Origin of the sequence: Rhizobium sp. BK418, from assembly GCF_004341105.1 — a bacterium.
GTDB lineage: Bacteria > Pseudomonadota > Alphaproteobacteria > Rhizobiales > Rhizobiaceae > Rhizobium.
This window is the reverse complement of sequence record NZ_SLZK01000003.1, coordinates 997,900-1,016,845: the sequence shown is the minus strand read 5'-3', so window position 1 is coordinate 1,016,845 and position 18,946 is coordinate 997,900. Positions and strand designations below refer to the sequence as shown.

Below are 18,946 nucleotides of genomic sequence, written 5' to 3'. Positions count from 1 at the left end.
ATGACCTGCATGAGATCAAACCTGCGCTCACAATCACAGAACTTGCTGCGTGTCGCGTGCCCCAAAAGCCGCCGTCGCAAAGCCCTTCCCCCATCCCCTCCCCGAACTCGTCCGAGGAGGGAACGAGGCGAGCGCCGGTCGCTGCCCCTCGCAAACGGCCAAGCGCGGGTAATCAGGCGCGTGTATTCAGGCGCGTGCGGTTTGCGGGCCGATCTCCGAGGCAATCTCCGTCACCAGATCGGCTGGAAAGCCGCCCTCGCGGGCGTGGCGGTAAACGGTTTCGGCACTGTCGGCTTCGTGCACGCAATAGATCTTGTCGCCGGCGACATAGCTGGTGATCCAGTTATAGGGACGGTCGAGGCCGGCGACGACCTTGTTGGACGTGGCGGAAATCTCCCGCAGCTGCTCGGGCGTGAGTTTGGCTGCACCGGGAACGTTCCGTTCGATGAGATATTTCGGCATGGCGACCTCCTGTTCGCTCTGGCCTCGTTGGCATTGGCATTGACGGGATGCACGCTATGCCTGCGAGCCGGTCTGCACATCGGGATATCTCCCCATTTTCTTAGGCCTCGCTGCCCTATTTTGGCACGCTGCTATTTCCAGCCGCTGGGGATGCTGGCAATAATCCGCGATGCGACTAATCGAGCGCGCGCCCATTCTCGATCATCTGCAGTCGTTGTTGCGCGAAGCCGCCGACGGCGAGAGCCGCGTCGTCCTGCTCGAAGGGGAAGCAGGCGCCGGCAAGTCCTCGCTCGCGGCAGCCTTTTCCCGCGCCGTGCCCGAGGGTACACGCGTGCTATCAGGTGCGTGCGAGAATTTCGGCACAGCCGAGCCGCTCGGCCCCTGGCGCGACATTGCGCGGGAGGCGCGCTGGAAGCTGACGCGCGTGTCGGCCGGCAACTGGATTTCCCTCTTCTCCGAAGTGCTCGATCTCCTGACAGCCGATCGCCAGCCGACATTGCTCGTCATCGAGGATATTCACTGGGCGGATGACGCCACGCTGAACCTGATCCGCTATATCGGCCGCCGCATCCGCAACACCTGTCTTCTGCCGGTCCTCACAGCGCGCAACGACGATACGCCGGGCCAGACGCGATTGCGCCGGCTGCTTGCCGACATCCCGCCGGCCCATTGGCTGCGCATCGACGTGCCGCCGCTTTCGAAAGCCTCCGTGCTGGAGCTGGCACAGCAGGAAGGCCTCGATGGCGAGGCGATTTTTTCCGCCACCGGCGGCAACGCCTATTTCGTCAGCGAACTCGTCGATGCCGCCAGCCGCGACCGGCTGCCGACAACCATCCGCGATGCCGTGCTGGCGCGGGCCGATACGCTTTCGGAGGCAGACAGGGCGGTGCTGTGTGCGGCCTCCACCTCGCCCGATGCCTTCGCCCCTGAGCTGATCGAAGCGATCTGCGGCGAAAACGCCCGCAGGGCACTGGAGGCCTGCGTCGCCTGCGGACTTCTGGTCCCGGCTGGTGACCTGTTCATGTTCCGCCACGAGATCGCCAGACAGGCGATCGAGCAATCGCTGCCGCCGCTTCGCCGCCGTGGGCTGAACGAACGGGCGCTCGCCTATTTCCGTCAAAGCGGCGATGCGTCCGTGGCGCGTATGGTCCACCATGCCAACGAGGCGCAGGACATCGCTGCGATCTCGGAACTCGCACCGAAGGCGGCAGCCGAGGCCGGAAGGCTGGGTGCCCACCGGCAGGCCATTCGCCACTACGAACTGGCGCTCGCCCATGCCGGTGCGTTGGGCGATGCCGCGCGCGCCTGCCTCTATGAGGGTTATGCCTTCGAATGCCACCTGACCGGCCAGATGGAGCGCGCCATTGCCGCGCAGACGAGCGCGCTTTCGCTCTACCGGTCCCTCGGTGATATCAGGCATATCGGCGACAACATGCGCTGGCTGTCACGACTGAGCTACCTCGCCGGAGACCGCAAGGGCGCCGATGCCTTCGGCCGCGAGGCAGTCGAGGTGCTGGAGCAGGCGAACGCCCCTGCCGAGCTCGCTATGGGCTATTCCAACCTGTCGCAGCTCGGCATGCTGGCAGGTGATGCCGAAACGGCCACCTTCTACGGCGAGCGCGCCATCGCCCTGATGACGGCGGAAGATGTTGCCCGGCCCGAGGTGCTCTGCCATGCGCTCAACAATGTCGGCACCGCCATCTGCTGGCGCGATCCCGACCGCGCCCGGCAGACGCTGGAAGAGGCCTTAGCGATCGCCCTCGATCACGGCTTTCAGGAACATATCGCCCGCGCCTTCACCAACCGCGCCTGGGTGGAAATCCAGCTTCATGCGGCCGCTGCCGCCGAAGACGTGCTGACGCGCGGCATTGCCTATTGCATCGAGCACGACCTGGATACGTGGCGCGATTATATGCGCGGCGAGCTTGCCGAACTTCTGACCTTCCTCGGCCGCTGGGAAGAGGCAGCCGCAGCAGCGCAAGCCGTGGTCGACAATCAGAACGCCCCGGCCCTGTCGCGCTATCCCTCGCTCGTTGCGCTGGCGACACTCCGCACCCGGCGCGGCGAACCCGCGGACGCGCTGCTGCAGGAAATGGAAAAATTCCTGGCAAACACGTTCGAATTTCAGCGCCTGTCGGCCCATGCCGCGCTGATGGCCGAGCGCGCCTGGCTCGGCCTCGCCGACCGTGATGCGGCGCTGGCCGCCCTGCGGCAGGCAGCCTCCCTCTGCAGCGACGATGCGCCCGGTTCGACGATCGGCTTCTGGGCGCATATTCTCGGCGAACCCGGCCTTGCGCCTGACAATAGGAATGGCGACGCCGCCGTGACCGCCATGCTCGAAGGCCGATGGCAGGAAGCCGCCGATATCTGGACGGATCGCCGCGCGCCCTATCTGGCTGCGCTCGCCCTGCTCGACGGCGACAGCGACGCGCTCTACCGGGCCTTGGCGACGCTGGAAACCCTCGGCGCCACCACCGTCGTCACCCACGTGAAGGACATGATCCGCAAACGCAGCGGCCGGCTCGCCACGCGCGGCCCGAGAGCCAGCACCCAGGCCAACGCCGCCGGCCTCACGACACGGGAAATGGACGTGCTGCGGCTGATCGACGAAGGCAGGTCGAATGCCGAAATCGGCGCGCAGCTGTTCGTCTCGGCAAAAACGGTGGATCACCATATTTCCTCGATCCTGGCGAAGCTGAACGCGAAATCCAGGGGCCAGGCGGCTGCCGAGGGACGAAGGCTGGGGTTGCTTGGGTAGATTGGGCGATGACCGTTTTCCTCATCATGGCAGTTCATGAGGAAAGCGAGCAAAGACCCCTCCCCACCCCTCCCCACAAGGGGGAGGGACTAACCTGGGGCGCCGCCTTGCTTTTCCCGAAACGTCGAAGTTCTGCAAAGCCGGTGCGGCGGATTAAGCCCCTCCCCCTTTGGGGCGGGGTCTTTGATCGCCCGCCCCGCCACCTCGAACAATTCCGGCACCGCGGGGCTCCTCGCCGTCCGTGAGGCACAAAGCACGACATCAAACTCGGGCGCATCCTCAATCGCCCGCGCAACCACCCGTTCGGCCAGATCGCTGCACAGCGATTGCGGGATCAGCGCCACCCCCAGACCCTCCTGCACCAGCCGGATGATCGTGTGCTGCAGGCGCGGCTCGAAGGCGAAATGCGGGATGACATCGCCAGCAGCGCAGTAAGTGGCAATTGCCGAGCGCAAGGTCGGCGCCACCGTGGCTGGCGCGGCAATCAGCTTTTCGCCGGCGAGAGCCTGCGGGCCGATGCCCTCGGCCTTAGCCAGCGGATGGCCTGCCGGCACGATCAGGCACAGCCGGTCGCGGGCAAGCAGCAATGTCCGCAGATGCGGCGCCGGGCCGCCGCCGAAGGTGACGGCGGCATCGAGCTTTCCCTCCGTCAGCATCTCCTCGATATCGGTGGGTATGCGCTCCTCCAGGATCAGCCGCACATCCGGCCGCGCCTGAGAGTAAAGCCGCACCAGCGCCGGGACGACGCTATGGGCGGCATGCATCATGAAGCCGAACTTCAGTTCGCCCTTCATGCCGCTGGCAACCAGCTGCACATCGCGGCAGGCGGCATCGAACCGTTCCAGCACGGCGCGACAATCGGCAAGAAAATGCTGCCCCGCCGGCGTGAGCGCCACACTGCGCGAGTTGCGCTCGACGAGCCTGACCCCGAGCCGCTTCTCGATGGCCGATATCTGCCGGCTAAAGGGCGGCTGGCTCATGTTCATGCGCGCTGCCGCGTGGCCGAAATGCAGCGTCTCGGCAAGCGCCACGAAATAGCGCATGTGGCGTGTATCCACTCGATACCTCAGAAGTATCAATCAGCATCCCAGATGACATTGGATTATCTTGATCGCATGATCTAGGCAAGGATCGCTCCCGATCGCGAGCCGCGCCGAATTGCCCGAGTTTCCCCGAATGCTGACGAACTTCTCGATTGTCCTGCCGATCTTTGCCCTCATCCTCGCCGGCTGGATTGCCCGGAAGACCGGGGCGCTTGGCGAAAACGCCACGCGCGAGGTCAACCGGCTGGTCGTCTATCTTGCCCTGCCGGCGCTGCTCTTTGACATCATGGCCAATGCCAGGCCCGCCGAGATCTGGCAGCCGGGCTTCATTCTGGCGTTTACCGCCGGCTGCGCGGTCATCTTCGGCGCCACGCTCTGCTGGCGAGTCGCCAAAGGCCGGCATCTCGCCGATGCGGCGATCGACGGGCTGAACGCGAGCTATGCCAATACCGGCTTCATCGGCTTTCCGCTCGTCCTGTCACTGATCGGCGACACCGGCATGGCGCCGACGCTGATCTCCACCATTCTCACCGTCTGCGTGCTCTTCGCCGTCGCCATAATCCTCATCGAAGGCGGGCTGCAATCCGAAACCCGGCGGCGCGACATCGCCCTCAAGACCACCCGCTCGCTCGCCAAAAACCCGCTGCTCGTCGCACCCGCCCTCGGCGCATTGGTCATGCTCTCGGGCGTTTCGCTGCCTGCGCCCGCGCATGCCTTCCTGAAGCTCTTGGGCGGCGCCGCCTCGCCCTGCGCACTGATCGCGCTCGGCCTGTTTCTGGCCGGAACCAAGGCCGGCGAGGCAAGCGCGCGGGCGACGACCACAAGCATACTGGTCGGCTTGAAGCTGATCGCTCAGCCCGTCGTCACCTGGCTCATCGCCGCCCCGCTTCTCAACCTGCCGGCTTCCGCAACCCACACCGCCGTGCTGCTCGCAGCCCTGCCCACCGGCACCGGCCCCTTCATGCTGGCGGAATTTTATGGCCGCGAAGCAAGCCTGACCGGCCGCGTCGTGCTTGCCTCCACCATGCTTTCGGTACTGACGATCTCGGCCTATCTCGCCGTGGCCGGGCACTGAGCCTATGGGGAAAAACTGGTTGTGCTTAGCCTAGAACAGCCCGATCAGCCGGGCGGAACTAATGGCAAGGCCGGCAATCGCCACCAGCAGGAAAATGCTCATGATGACGAGAAAGATCGGGTTCTTCACGATGTCTCCTTCAGAGCCGGTAATGGCCGAGAGGGTGACCTAGCAGCTGGCGGCAGCAGGGACAATCACCCACCGGAAGCGCGTGTCAATGTGCGTCGCAATGCTGCCACGGCGAATGAAGGATGATCGAGCAGAGATCCCCACGCTGAAAATGCGGGTCCTTGAAGGCCAGGAAATCATCGTTAAACGTGCCGAAGGTCGTCATCGGCCGCTCTTTCATGGCGTCGTAGAAGGCATCGATCATGGCATGTTCGAAACCGGCGCCGCGCGGATATGTGCGGATGACCGCCTCGCGCTGCCGATCGGTGAAGCCTTCATATCCCCGGCCGGCGACATCCATGCCGGCACCGGCCTGCACCAGGAATATTTCCGCCTGCATATGTTCGGGAATGCCAGGCGTCGTATGCAGCGCCACCGCGTTCCAGACCTTGTCGATATCGGCCTGCGCAATGTCATAGGCGCGCAGGAAATCCCGCGCGGCATTGGCGCCATCGACCTCGAAGCGAAACTTGCTGTCGCGATAGCCTGCGGTGAGACCGAGATCGTGGAACATCGAGGCGACGTAGAGCAGTTCGGCATCGAATGGCAGCTTCTTCTGCTCCCCCGTCAGCGCACCCCAGAAGAACACCCGGCTGGAGTGGAAGAACAGCAGGTCGTCTTCGGTGTCGCGGATGAACTGCGTGACATCGCGCGCCAGCTTGCTGTCGGGGATCTTTACTCCGGAAATATCGCTCATGGCTGGATCAGCCCTTCAAGGCAGCGACCGCGGCAGGCGGTGCGCGAAAACTGATTGCCATCCGATTATAGGCGTTCATCAGGCCGATCGCGATCGTGAGATCGGTCAGCTGCTGACCATCGAAAACGGCTGCGGCTGCCGCATATTCCGCCTCGGGAACACCGGTCTCCGCCACGCGAGTGACCGTTTCGGCCCATGCGAGCGCGGCACGCTCCCGATCGGTGAACAAGGCCCCGCCCTCTCGCCAGACCGGCAGCAGGACCAGCTTTTCGATATCGAGCCCCTCCTTCAGCAGATCGCGGGAATGCATGTCGATGCAATAGGCGCAGCCATTGATCTGCGAGACGCGCAGGTAGACGAGATCGATAAGCGATTTCGCCAATCCGGAGCGGGAAATATAACCGTAAACGCCGACGAGCGTCTTGACCCCGGCAGGCGAGGCCGCGTTGTAATCCAGTCTTTGTGTCATCGATATTCTCCTCTTGTGCTCATGCGCGCGGCGCTTCGATGTCGTAGGAAATGCGCCCCGACGGCAGGAAGAAGAAGGCGATCAGCGCTCCACCCCTTGCCTCGGGATAGTGATGGCTGCCGGGTGCCGGCGCAGTCCATCCGGCATGACGCCAGCCGAGCGGCCCCATCAGCTCGGCGCCGGCTTCCAGCGGCACGACGAGATTGAATTCGCCATAGGGATGCAGGTGATAATCGCCCCTGAAGACCCTTTCGGGTTCCGGAGTTCCGGCGCGGCTGTCCATATAGACGGTCGTCAGGCTGAAATAATGCGAGCGCTCGCAGGGCTCGAGCAACCGGCTGCGGCGGTAGTGCCGTCCTGCAATCTCGATATTGGCGGCCCAGCCCTCTTCGACGCCGCGGCGCACGCGGCGCGCCAGATCTTCATAGAGCGGGCTGCCCGGCCCGTGCGTCTCGTTCAGCCAGCGCTCCATTGCAGCGCCCGGCGTCTTGTCCTTGATCTCCTCGATGAAACGGATTGCCGTGTCGATCAATGCATCACGTTCGGTCATGGAAATTCCTCCTGTGTTCAGAAGCCGTGAAACGAGGCGATGTCATCGACATCGGCCTTCGGCATATGCGGGCGCCGGTCTGCCCATTGCGGATCGCCAAAACCCATCGACATGCCGCAGACGACCATGGCCTCGGCGCTGAGCGAAAGCTCTCGGCGGATGACGGCGTGATAGCGGGAGAAGAATTCCTGCGCGCACGTATCGAGGCCGCGCGCACCCGCCGCCAGCATGATGTTCTGGATGAACATGCCGAGATCGAGCCAGCTTCCCTTCTCCAGCCGCCGGTCGATCGTGAAGATCAGGCCGACAGGCGCATCGAAAAACCGGTAGTTCCGGGCGGTATTCCTGGCGCGCGCGGCATTGTCGTCGGGCGCGATGCCGAGCGAGCCGTAGAAGACGGCCCCGAATTCCCGCCGGCGCGAGGCATAAGGCTCCGGCAGATCGTCGGGCAGGTATTTGTATTCGGGCGTATGGGCGTGCGCCTCCGTCTCATGCGCATGGCCGAGCGCCTCGATGAGCGATGCCTTCACCTGGCCGGCCACGAGATGCACATGCCAGGGCTGCACGTTGGCACCCGTTCCGGCATGGCGTGCGACCTCGATGATCTGCCGCACCGTCTCAAGCTCGACCGAACGGTCGAGAAAGAACCGATTGGCAAAGCGCCCACGCATGACGCGATCGACGGTCAGGATTGTATTGGCTGGGTCGCGGCTCATCACCAGGCCTCCATCACTCTCTTCATGCGGGATCATCCGCCGCGGGAGCCGTTTCAGGAAGTGCAATGTTGACAATATGAAAATGCATGGCATGCATTATGGCCGCATCGGCTCTCCACCGGACGCGACTGATGAAAAACCTGGACCTCAATCTTCTCCTCGTCTTCGATGCCGTCATGCGGGAGCGAAACGTGCTGCGCGCCGGCCAGGCGATTGCGCTGAGCCCCTCTGCGGTCAGCCATGCCTTGGCGCGCCTGCGGGCGCTGTTGAACGACGAGCTCTTCGTGCGCACCGCCGCCGGCATGGTGCCGACGGCACGCGCAGCGGAGATGGCACCGCTGGTGCGCGATGCGCTGGTCGCGGCCGAACGCGCCATCGGCCCGCCGGAGTTCAAGCCCGAGACCTCTACCCGGCAGTTCTGCATCGCGGCGACCGACTATATGACCGCGGTCGTGGTGCCGCATTTCCTGCGCACGCTCTCATCGCTTGCACCGCATGCCGGCGTGACCATCCTGCCCGCGACGCGCATCGATCTCACCGCCCAGATCGATGTCGGCCGCGTCGACGTCGCGCTCGGCTCCTTCCTCGACATTCCCTATCGCCTGCGCGCCCAGCTGCTGTTCGAAGAGAGGGATGTGCTCGTCGTCGCCCCCGACCACCCCTTGGCCGGCCGGCCCATCGCGGCCGAAGAGCTCGCAGCCCTGCCGCTTTTCGCCGTGGCCGCCGGCGGCATCGAGGACGGGCAGATTTCCGAACGCGGCCTCACAAGGCGCATGGAAATGTTCGACCGGGCTATGCTCGTTGCCGAACTCGCGAAAATCGGCGCGACGCCCAATCTGAGGGTCATCCAACCGCATTTCCTCGCCCTGCCCGCGCTGCTGGCCGGAACCTCCGCAGCCGCCATTGCCCCCGCCAGGCTTGCCGATCTCTTCCGGCGGTCCGGCACGGTGGCAGTTTCCGAACTGCCCTGGAGCGCGCCGCCGACGCCGGTGCAGATGGTGTGGCACAACAGGCTTGGGCATGAGCCGGGTCATGTCTGGTTACGGGCTCAGCTTGAGGATGCCGCGCGGGCGGTGAGCACGTTCTAGGAGCTCGGCTGTAGAGGCGAGATATCGCAGTTGTCCGCCACACCATAAAGGTGCAGGATCGTCCCGCCGCATTCGTTGATCTGCTATTGATGGAAGCGGGGGGAGCCGATCATGTCATCCATCACCACAGGCAATGAGCAGCAATATAGCGACAGCAAGAAACTCGCCGCCCGCGGGTGGCTGAACCGGGAATATACGATCGCCGAAACCGGCTGGTTTCCCTGGGTGGCAAGGCAGCTGCTTCTCAAATCGGGCGACCGAGTGCTGGATGTCGGCTGCGGCCCCGGCTGGTTCTGGGCTTCTGTGGTGAATGAACTTCCCGACGATCTCGCCCTCACACTCGCCGATCTCTCTCCCGGCATGCTGCAGGAAGCGCTCGAACGCTGTCACTCGCTCTGCTTCGCAGGTGTGACGGGCCAGCAGGCCGACGCCACGGCCCTGCCCTTCGAAGACGCTTCCTTCGATACCGTCATCGCCATGCACATGCTCTACCATGTGGCCGACCAGGCCCAGGCGCTTGCCGAAATGCACCGCGTGCTGAAGCCCGGCGGTCACCTTGCGGTGACCACCAATGGGGCCGGCAATATGCGGGGCATGTACGAACTGACGACGGTGTTCGGCAGCCCGCCCTACGACCCGGCGGGTGCTGCCTTCGGCTATGAGACGGCGGAACGGCTGATGCAGGCGCAGTTCGGTAATGTCACCATGACCGAGCACCCGGCGCATATGCGGATCACGGAGCCGGAGGACGTGTTCCTGGCGCTGACCTCCTATCCGCCGGGGGATCGGGCGAACGAAGCGGAGCTTGCCGCATTTCGGGCGGCGATATCAGAGGCATTTCGGGCGGGCGGGGGTGTGCTTGAGGTGGGTAAGGAGACGGGGTTGTTCATCAGCCGGAAGATGGGATGAGCGGTCTCTCCTTCACTGACACCCAACAAGTTTGGAGCACCATCGCAACGGAAATCAGTTCCCGACACTTTGCTGGAAAATCCATGTTGAATATTCGCGCCTGTCGTGCAACCTGCATGTGGGGCTCGGAGTGAATATAGATGTTGTCACTGCTTTTCAATCTTCAGGGCATTTCAGTCGCAATGCTTTTCTCGACTGCAGCTCTTCTTCCGACGTCGAGAATTGCCGTGGACAAATGGGCGGAAACACTCTTTCCCGACCCTGTCAATTGCTCCTTTGGCGAAGGCGGCCTTTCCTACAATGCCGATGACAAGGAAATGCTCATCAACAACCTCGCCCTGCCCGACGCGACGAGGCAAAGCTTGAAGGCCATGGAAAGCAGGATATCGGCGACCTGCACCTCAAACGAAGGGCCACCGGTCGTCGTCAATACGGTCGGGGAATATTTCGGAAGCAGGTTCAACCAGTTCACCCTGCCGATCTACGCCCTCAAGGCCGGCGGCGGCTGTATGTCCGATTTCCACTACAGCTTCACCTTCCCGGAAAAGGCGAAGACGGTGCACGACAATATCCTGCAGCGTACCGGCAAGAATCTCGAAGTCATTTCCGAATCTGGGCGGAGTGTGGACCTAGAAGACGACGGCTGGATCACGGATTACGGCACCTACAGCAAATATACTTGCCGCATGAGGGATTATCTATGAATTGAGTGGGAGGCCGCCCCTTCTCTCCTCACAATTCCCGTGCTTGTCATAGGAATCCGACCCGCCCAAGCCCTTGGGCGGGAAAAACTTTCTTCCTTAGGAGATGCAATCAATCACTGTGGTGGTTGCCGCTCCGCCAAATAGCCCTTCGGCTTACGGGCGCAAACCGGCTGATCCCTGTGACAAGCACAGAAATGAGGGAGGTTGGGGCGTGTGCCACATCGCCCGGTACAGTGCGCGGCGCCCTCGCCTACCCGCTCCCCGCCTCCGCCCCACTTCACCCCAACAACCATCCGCACGCTAGCCCTACTCCAACTCAAGAGGTTGGTTCATGGCTACCGTCGTCTCTATCTGCAATCTCGCCCTTTCCAATATCGGCAAGGACAATATCAACGATCTCACCGAGAAGAGCGCCGAAGCGCGCGCCTGCAATCAGTTCTATGCGCAGACCCGCGATGTGCTGTTGCAATCCTTTCCTTGGGCTGCGGCCGGCAAGACGCTGGCGCTCGGCGCTCTGGAAAATGACAAGCCCGGCGTCTGGCGCCATTCCTATGCGCGGCCGGCCGATTGCCTGCAGATCCGCTGGATCAGGCCGCGCTATTCCGCAAAGACAGCCATCCCCTCGGAAACGCTCAACCCCGATCTCGACGAGGCGGGGCGCGAAATGCAATACCCTTATGCGCTCGAGGGCGACCGGCTCTATTGCGATCTCTCGCCGGCACTGCTGCGCTATACCTGCCGCCTGACCGACCCGACGAAATATCCGCCGCTTTTCGTCGAGGCGCTCTCCTGGCATCTCGCCGTCCGTCTCGCCATGCCGCTGACCCGCGATCCGAAAATCCGCGCCGATGCGATGGCGCTTGCCGAGAGCAGCCAGCGGGCGGCCGAACAGGCCGAAGCCAATCAGGTGAGGCACACGAGCGAGAATTTCGTCAGCGAGCTGATTGCGGTGCGCGCCCATGGCTGATTTCCGCGCCTACCAGCCCTCCTTCACCGCCGGTGAACTCTCGCCGGCCCTCGGCGCCCGCGTCGATCTCACCAAATACCAGAGCGGCTTGCGCACGGCGCTGAACGTCTTCGTCCATCCCCATGGCGGTGTCTCGAACCGCGCGGGGCTGCAATTCATCCATGAGATCAAGGACAGTTCGAAACAGGCCCGGCTGATCCGCTTCCAGTTCAATACCGAGCAGACCTATATCCTCGAATTCGGCCACCAATATATCCGTATCTTCCGCGACGGCGGGCTGGTGCTCTCGGGCTCTGCACCCTACGAGGTCGCGACTGCCTATACCGGCGACGACCTGCGGGACCTCGTCTTCGTGCAGGAAGCCGATGTTCTCTATCTCTGCCACGTCAAGCATCCCGTGCGCAAACTCGGCCGCCTCGCCGACAACAACTGGACGCTGACGACGGTCCTCTTCAAGCCGCTGATCAATCCGCCGGCCGGTACACCGGTTGTCACCAAGCCCGGAGATACCGCGGGCAAGACCGGCTATGTCGCCACCACGTACCGTTACTGCGTCTCGGCCGTCGCCGACAGCGGCGAGGAAAGCCTGCCGTCCAACGCCGGCGCCGTCGTCAACGACCTCGCCATTCAGGGCGGCATCAACCGTGTCACCTGGGCGGCGGTATCGGGTGCGGCGCGTTACATCGTCTATCGTGATGACAACGGCATTTTCGGCTATGTCGGCGGCACGACGGGTCTCACCTTCGACGACGAGAACATCACGCCCGATCTCTCCGACACGCCGCAGAGCGGCCGCAATCCGTTCAATGCGGCGGGCAACTATCCGCGCTGCGTCACCTTCATTGAGCAGCGGCTTGCCTTCGCCTCGACACTGAACGATCCGCAGGCCGTGTGGCTGAGCCAATCCGCCAATTACGAGAATTTCGGCGTCTCTTCACCCGCCAAGGCGAGCGATGCCGTCACCTTCCGCATCCGCGCTCGGCAGGTGAACGAGATCCGCTCGATGATCTCGGTGCGCGGCCTGCTGCTGCTGACATCAGGTTCCGAATGGATCGTCACCGGCGGCTCGGCCGCGGATGCCATTTCGCCCTCCGCCATCAAGCTCGACAACCAGGGCTATCGTGGTGCGGCGCGCGTGCAGCCGATCGTCGTCGGCAATACCGTACTTTTTGCGCAGCGCCTTGGCGGCGTGGTGCGCGATTTCTCCTATGACTATACGCAGGACAGCTATGTGGGGAAGGATCTGACCATCCTTGCTCGCCACCTCTTCAAGGGCCGAGAGATATCGGCCTGGGATTATGCGCAGGCGCCTGATTCCGTCGTCTGGGTGGTGCTCGATGACGGTGCGCTGGTCTCCCTCACCTACATGAAGGAGCAGGATGTCTGGGCCTGGACTCGCCATGAAAGCGGTGCCGATGCCTTCTTCGAGGATGTGACCGTTATCGAAGAGAATGGCGAGGACGTGCCGTATTTCATCGTCCGCCGCACGATCAACGGCACTCAGAAGCGCTATATCGAACGGCTGCACAGCCGCGGTTTCGATGATGTCGAGGACGCCTTCTTCGTCGATTGCGGGCTGACCTATTCCGGCCCGCCGGCCACCACCATCTCCGGCCTCGGCCATCTCGAAGGACAAACACTCGTGGCGCTCGCCGACGGCAATGTCGTGCGCAATCTCACCGTATCCGGCGGCAGCGTGAACCTGCAGAACGCCGCCTCGAAAATCCATATCGGCCTGCCGGTGACGGCGGCCATCGAAACGCTCGATCTCGATGTCGGGCAGATTCAGGGTCTCGGCACCGTGCAGGGCCGCACCAAATCCGTCTCGGAAGTGACATTCCGGGTAGAAAATACCCGCGGCATCTTCACCGGTCCTGCCGATGGCGAGCGAGACAGCAATGTGCTGGTGGAATACAAGCAGCGCCGCAACGAAAACTGGAACGAAGCGATCAGCCTCTATACCGGCGATCTGACCATCACCCCCTATTGGGACTGGAGCACGAGCGGCGCCATGTGGGTGAAGCAGTTCGACCCCTTGCCGATGACCATCCTCTCCATCATGCCGGATGTCACCCTTGGCCGCTGAGATTGCGATCATTCCTGCGAGACCCGGCCATATCCGCACCATCGCCGAACGCATGCGCCAGGCCGACCGCGAAGAAGTCTTCGCCGCCTCGGGTCGCTCGCCACTGTCTGCCCTTTCCTTCTCCCACCGCCATTCCTCGCTTGCCTGGACGGCTCTTTTCGATGGCCGGCCGGAAGTGATGTGGGGTGTCGGCGATATCAATATCCTGACCGGCATCGGCGCCCCCTGGCTGCTCGGCACGGATGCGGTCGAGGAGAGCTTCCGCGCCTTCCTGCGGATATCGCGCGATTGGCCGGCTCAACTGTTGAGCCGCTATCGCTTGCTCAGAAACTTCGTGGATGCACGCAACACGGTCTCGCTCCGCTGGCTCGAATGGCTGGGTTTTCGGCTGTTCGAGCCGGTGGAGATCAACGGCCATCCATTCCGGCTCTTCGAGATGGGAGAAATCTATGTGTGATCTTGGTCTGGCGCTGACATTGGGCTCGACGCTGCTCGGCGCCGCCGGCCAGGTGCAGCAGGCGAAGGCGACGGCGGAGGCGAACAAATACAACGCCCAGGTCGCCGAAATGAATGCGCAGATTGCCGACAAGCAGGCAAAGGACGCGATCGAGCGCGGCAAGCAGGAAGAGCAGCAAAAGCGCCTGCAGACGGCGCAGCTCGAAGGCCGCCAGCGCGCCGCGATCGCCGCAAATGGCGTGGACCTCACCTTCGGCTCGCCACTCGACACGATCGTCGACACTGCCAAGATGGGCGAGATCGATGCGCTGAACGTGCGCACCAATGCCTATCGCGAAGCCTATGGCTACAAGGTGCAGGGTACCAACCAGCTGGCGAGCGCCAAGCTGGACCGCATGCGCGCCGACGCCGCCGTCAAGGGCGGTTATCTCGATGCCGTCGGCACGATCCTCGGCGGCTCGGGCAAGGTTTACACCCAGGCGAAAACGCTTGGATACATCAAGTGAGGTGAAGAATGCCGACTGTTCCGACCTATCAGGACACGCAGCAGCACGTCGCGCTCCGCCCGGAATATACCGAAGGCTTCACCGTGCAGGCCGATGCCGAAGCCTTCGGCGCTGCGATCGGCAAGGGCATGCAGGGCCTTGCCAGCGGCATGGGCACGCTAGGCGATGCAGTCGTAAAAGTCGAGGAACTTGACAATGCCAACGCCGCCAAGGATGCCCAGACGAAATTCGACGACTGGCAGCGCGAGGGTCTCTACGGCAAGAGCGGCTTTCTGACGCTGACCGGCCGCGCCGCCGTGGAAGGCCGCGCCGCCTTCGAAAAGCTTGCCGAGCAGAAACGCGCGGAATTCGGCAAGGGCCTGACGCCGGGTGCAGCCCGAACCTATGAAGAGACCAGCCGCGCCAGCATGAAAACCCTGCTGGACAGCACGATCCGCCACACATTCGACCAGCGCAAGGCCTGGTTTGCCGAGACGTCCAGCAAGAGCATCAAGTCCTCAGCCGAGGATGCCGTCGCCGTCTACAACGATCCGGCCAAGGTCGATGCCGCCATCCAGAAGGGCGTCACCGAAATACAGCACGCCGGCCGGATGCAGGGCCTGAGCAAGGAGAAGCTCGACCTGAACACTGCGCAATATATCTCCGACACGACGAAGAAAATCGCACTGAAGCTGGCGGCCGAAAGCCCTATCAAGGCCGAGCAATATGTCAATGCCGCCGGCGACAGGCTGTTGCCCGCCGCCCGCACCGAACTGCTGGCCACGCTGAAATCCGCCGTCACCGACGAGCGGGCGAAGCGCAACGCGGAAGACATCATTGCCAATCTTCCGCCGACCTATACCGGCGCGCCGGATACCAACACTGCCGCCGCGCCCTCGCCCGACGCCCCGCAGGCGCAGGCAGGCAACGGCGAGGCGGGCGAGCGCCCGCCTCAAACCGAGGCGCGAAACGCCAGCCATCCCGCCGATACCGGCACAAAAGCGAACACTCCACAAACCAGCGGCCTCGAGACCAAGGCTGCCGCAAGCGGTGGCAACAAGGCTGCTGGCACTCAACCGGCCGCCGCACCTCAAATCACCGGCTCTGAAGGTCCGTCCCGCCAACCGAGCGGCCCTGAAAATTTCCGCACTGTCGCAAGCGCAATCACCTTTCCCGGCAAGGCGAAGGACGATGTCGCGCTCGCAGGCTTCGTGAGGAACGCCGCCGGCACATCCGTCGATCCCGCGCTCAAACCCTGGCTTTCCCATGTCGCCGGCGCCATCCTCGGCACGACGACGGCGCTTACCAGTCCCATCAGAGGCGCTGCTGCTGACGCCGACAGCTTCCGCCGCTTCGGCCTGCCGACCGAAACACCCCGCGCCGGCGACATCGTCGTCCTCCGCCCGGTACAGCAAGGTGGCGCCGCAAACGATGGCGGCAAAGGTAGTGACGACAAGAGCCTTATCGGCTTCTTCCGCGGCTACGATGCCGACGGCAACATCCTCGTTTTCGGCCCCGACCCCAGGCATGCGGGGGAAATCGCGCTTTCCGCCCACGCCCCGAACCGCGTCAGCGGCTTCCGCACATCCGGCATCGTCGATGCCAAGACGATGGCCTTGCCGAACTACAATCCCGACGGCCTGCGCATGATCGAAGAGGGCCTCAACCGGATCACCGACCCCGCCCTGCGCGCCGCCACCGAAGCGCAGCTCAGCGGCTATGTGATCTCGCAGAAGAAGGCGATCGACGCTCAGCGCATCCAGGTACAGGAATGGGCCAACAACCAGGTCATATCGGATCCCAATTTCGACCCGACGAAGCTGCCGCTCCACATCCGACAGACCCTCGGCCCGGCCGGCATGACGACACTTCTCGACTACAAGGAAAAGGTCCACGCCTACGGCCAGCCGACCACGGACCCACACACCCTCTACGATCTCCAGACGCAATTCGCCACCGATCCCGCTGCTTTCGCAGGCACCGACCTCTTCGAATACCGCGCCAAGCTCTCCGACAAGGACTGGGAAAAGGTCATGGGCTGGCGGCAGATGGCACTTACCGACCAGCGCAAGGCCCGCCTCGAAAGCCTCGACCTCAGGACCGCCTTCGAGCTCGCCCGCCCGCAGTTGGAAGGCCTCGGCCTCATCAACCCCAATCCCGGCTTCTTCTCATCCGCGGATGCCCCCCGCCGCGCCGCCCAATTCCAGACCATGCTGGTCGACCAGATGGACGAGTTCAAGACGATCAACAAGGGCCAGAATCCGAGCCAGAGCGACATCCAGAAAATGATCAACCGCCTGCTGCTGCCGATCGTCATCAGCACGCCCGCCCATGGCCGCGGCCTGCCGGCGAGCGAGCAGCCGGGCTACTTCTTCGAAGCCAATAGCCGCGCCAACGACGCGACCTACGACATCACCGTGCAGTACAAGGATATTCCGCGGGATTTGAGGTTGGCGATCGAAGCGGACCTGAAGAAACGTAACGGCAAGCAGCCAACGCCTGACGAAATTGCGAATGAATATGAGCAATTTATGCTCAATCGCTGAGCTGATGCATTAGAAAAACATCGGGTAATACCCGTCTCGATCAATCGCTCACTTCGATCGGCGGAGCGCTCTCGAAGTGCCGCTTCAGCCGCTCGATCTCCTCAAGCGACCAGCCCGGCGGGTCCGTGACCGCCAGCCAGGCATCGATATAGTGCTGCGGCGCATAGACATGGCCGAAACCCATGGGCGACGTGGTGGCGATCATGGCGTCGAAGCCAAGCTGCAGGGCGGTGACGATCGGAAACCATTGAAAATGCGGTGACACGTCCGGGCCGCGATGCCCCTTCATCCAGTCCGGCTCCCGATAAAGCGCCCGCCAGTCGAAGAAGGTTACGGGATCGCTGGCATATTGCAGGAAAACGATGCGCACCGGCCCCCAGGCGGCACCGGCAGTGGTGGCAGACGTCCACTGATTGGAAAACCGGATCATGCTGCCATCGCGAAATTGCGGCAGCCAGGCCGGTGATCCCGGATTGCGATTTGCGGTCAGATAGGACCATGTGCCACTCGCAAAGGGCGGCCCGCTCCACAGCGCCCCCTGGAACGGATCGTCAAATACCTCGAAAAGATTGACGGAGGACTGGGAATTCAGCGCCCCGAGGCTGAGGCCGTGCAGATAGAGTTTCGGGCGATGATCGCGAGGCAGCGTGCGCCAATAGCCGTAGATTTCTCGAAACAGCGCCCTTGCCGTATCGGACCCGTATTCCGGCTCGACCATCAGTGACAGCCAACTGCTGAGATAGGAATACTGGATCGCGACGCTCGCCACATCGCCGCGGAGCAGATATTCGACCGTATCCAGGGCTTGCGGATCGACCCAGCCGGTTCCCGTCGGCACGACGATGATCAGGAAGGGTCGCTCGAATGCGCCCTGGCGTTTCAGCTCGGCGAGCGCCAGGCTTGCCCGCGCCTCTGCACTGTCTGCGCTGTTGAGGCCGACATAGACCCGTATGGGATCATTTGCGGGTGAATTCAGGAATGCGCCGATCTGCTCCCGCGTCGGACCTGAAGCGACGAAATGACGGCCCCGCCGTCCGAGTTCCTCCCAGTTGACGAGCGAGGCCGCACTGCCCGTTTTGGCCGGATCGTCGGGCATCGGCGTATCGTCGTCAATCAGCGCATCGGCCTCCCGGAAGGAGGAATCGACGACCCGCAGCGCGACATGGAACAGCACGCCGTCGACGACCGTCCAGAAGGCGAAGACCGAAATCACGATTGCGGCAACGGCGGCGATCCTGTTTGGAACGAGGCGGCTGGCGCGAGCGTAACTCGCAAGCACCATCATCTTGAAAAGCCGGCCGATCGCGACGAGCAGGATGAAGACGACGGCTGCGGTGAAGATCAGCAGGAAGGGCTCGATCGTGGCATTGGGAGGAAGCTGCATCAGTGCCCGAACGGAATTCTGCCAGGATGACGACTGCCACACGAACACGGCGGCGATGGCCGCACCAACCAAGATAGCCACCGATCGCACGACCCATCCAGGGCTGAAGCGGAACGGCGGGATCTCGAGATAGATCCAGAGCCATTGGAGGACGACGCCGCAGAAATAACCGACCGCAGCACTCGTGCCCGACAGAGCCCCCTGCACGAACCACGACCGGGGCATGAGGCTAGGCGTGAGCGACAGGCACAGGCAAAGCAGCGCGAAGAAAAGACCCGGCCACGAAAGCGGCCTGACGGAAACGATCGTCTGATATCGCATCATTGCCCTCGCACCATGCCGAATGCTGCAAGCCTGTTTTATGACAGACGCTGCATACGATC

General features: G+C 63.1%; 17 protein-coding genes. 10 read left to right on the top strand and 7 right to left on the bottom strand.

Features of this window, described 5'->3' with window-relative positions; genetic code table 11:
- Positions 1–186 precede the first annotated feature (186 nt).
- Positions 187–462 carry a DUF4242 domain-containing protein gene (locus EV281_RS16490; protein ID WP_132654136.1) on the bottom strand — a complete coding sequence of 92 codons (276 nt, stop codon included), beginning with the start codon at positions 460–462 and terminating at the stop codon, positions 187–189.
- 169 nt (positions 463–631) lie between these two features.
- Here EV281_RS16490 and EV281_RS32005 point away from each other — a divergent pair, with 169 nt between their 5' ends.
- Positions 632–3,220, top strand: a complete 2,589-nt coding sequence (locus tag EV281_RS32005) for an AAA family ATPase (protein ID WP_132654135.1) — start codon at positions 632–634, stop codon at positions 3,218–3,220.
- An 89-nt stretch (positions 3,221–3,309) separates the two neighbouring features.
- Here the strand turns inward: EV281_RS32005 and EV281_RS16480 are convergent, their stop codons facing one another.
- Positions 3,310–4,278: a LysR family transcriptional regulator gene (locus EV281_RS16480; RefSeq protein ID WP_245508281.1), complete on the bottom strand. Its 969-nt coding sequence runs from the start codon at positions 4,276–4,278 to the stop codon at positions 3,310–3,312.
- A gap of 118 nt (positions 4,279–4,396) precedes the next feature.
- Here EV281_RS16480 and EV281_RS16475 point away from each other — a divergent pair, with 118 nt between their 5' ends.
- Positions 4,397–5,338: an AEC family transporter gene (locus EV281_RS16475; protein ID WP_132654134.1), complete on the top strand. Its 942-nt coding sequence runs from the start codon at positions 4,397–4,399 to the stop codon at positions 5,336–5,338.
- Positions 5,339–5,552: 214 nt separating this feature from the next.
- Here EV281_RS16475 and EV281_RS16470 read toward each other — a convergent pair whose 3' ends face one another.
- From EV281_RS16470 to EV281_RS16455, 4 genes are read right to left on the bottom strand one after another with little or no spacing between them, the layout of a single operon-like run.
- Complete coding sequence (locus EV281_RS16470) at positions 5,553–6,203, bottom strand: HD domain-containing protein (protein ID WP_132654133.1); 651 nt, start codon at positions 6,201–6,203, stop codon at positions 5,553–5,555.
- Between the two features lie 7 nt (positions 6,204–6,210).
- Positions 6,211–6,672 (bottom strand): carboxymuconolactone decarboxylase family protein, encoded by a 462-nt coding sequence (locus EV281_RS16465; protein WP_132654132.1) that lies wholly within the window; start codon positions 6,670–6,672, stop codon positions 6,211–6,213.
- A gap of 19 nt (positions 6,673–6,691) precedes the next feature.
- Positions 6,692–7,222 carry a DUF4863 family protein gene (locus tag EV281_RS16460; RefSeq protein ID WP_132654131.1) on the bottom strand — a complete coding sequence of 177 codons (531 nt, stop codon included), beginning with the start codon at positions 7,220–7,222 and terminating at the stop codon, positions 6,692–6,694.
- Positions 7,223–7,239: 17 nt separating this feature from the next.
- A complete protein-coding gene (locus EV281_RS16455; protein WP_132654130.1) occupies positions 7,240–7,938 on the bottom strand; it encodes a nitroreductase in 699 nt (232 codons plus the stop codon).
- 131 nt (positions 7,939–8,069) lie between these two features.
- Between EV281_RS16455 and EV281_RS16450 the strand changes: the two genes are divergently transcribed.
- The 8 genes from EV281_RS16450 to EV281_RS16415 all read left to right on the top strand — a co-directional run bounded on the left by EV281_RS16450 (position 8,070) and on the right by EV281_RS16415 (position 17,179).
- On the top strand, positions 8,070–9,026 hold the full coding sequence (locus tag EV281_RS16450; RefSeq protein WP_132654129.1) for a LysR family transcriptional regulator: 957 nt from the start codon (positions 8,070–8,072) through the stop codon (positions 9,024–9,026).
- Between the two features lie 111 nt (positions 9,027–9,137).
- Positions 9,138–9,935, top strand: coding sequence for a class I SAM-dependent methyltransferase (locus EV281_RS16445; protein WP_132654128.1), 798 nt, complete (start codon positions 9,138–9,140; stop codon positions 9,933–9,935).
- A 140-nt stretch (positions 9,936–10,075) separates the two neighbouring features.
- A complete protein-coding gene (locus tag EV281_RS16440; RefSeq protein WP_132654127.1) occupies positions 10,076–10,639 on the top strand; it encodes a hypothetical protein in 564 nt (187 codons plus the stop codon).
- Positions 10,640–10,970: 331 nt separating this feature from the next.
- On the top strand, positions 10,971–11,606 hold the full coding sequence (locus tag EV281_RS16435) for a hypothetical protein (RefSeq protein ID WP_132654126.1): 636 nt from the start codon (positions 10,971–10,973) through the stop codon (positions 11,604–11,606).
- On the top strand, positions 11,599–13,692 hold the full coding sequence (locus EV281_RS16430; protein ID WP_132654125.1) for a hypothetical protein: 2,094 nt from the start codon (positions 11,599–11,601) through the stop codon (positions 13,690–13,692). The genes EV281_RS16435 and EV281_RS16430 overlap by 8 nt, the downstream gene beginning before the upstream one ends.
- A complete protein-coding gene (locus EV281_RS16425) occupies positions 13,673–14,149 on the top strand; it encodes a hypothetical protein (RefSeq protein WP_132654124.1) in 477 nt (158 codons plus the stop codon). Before EV281_RS16430 ends, EV281_RS16425 begins: the two co-directional genes overlap by 20 nt.
- Positions 14,142–14,654 carry a hypothetical protein gene (locus EV281_RS16420; protein WP_132654123.1) on the top strand — a complete coding sequence of 171 codons (513 nt, stop codon included), beginning with the start codon at positions 14,142–14,144 and terminating at the stop codon, positions 14,652–14,654. Before EV281_RS16425 ends, EV281_RS16420 begins: the two co-directional genes overlap by 8 nt.
- An 8-nt stretch (positions 14,655–14,662) precedes the next feature.
- Entirely contained in the window at positions 14,663–17,179 is a 2,517-nt protein-coding gene (locus tag EV281_RS16415; protein ID WP_132654122.1) for a hypothetical protein, read from the top strand.
- 40 nt (positions 17,180–17,219) lie between these two features.
- On the opposite strand, the gene EV281_RS16410 is transcribed toward EV281_RS16415, so the two are convergent.
- Positions 17,220–18,887, bottom strand: coding sequence for an alpha/beta-hydrolase family protein (locus tag EV281_RS16410; RefSeq protein ID WP_245508280.1), 1,668 nt, complete (start codon positions 18,885–18,887; stop codon positions 17,220–17,222).
- Between the last annotated feature and the right edge of the window lie 59 nt (positions 18,888–18,946).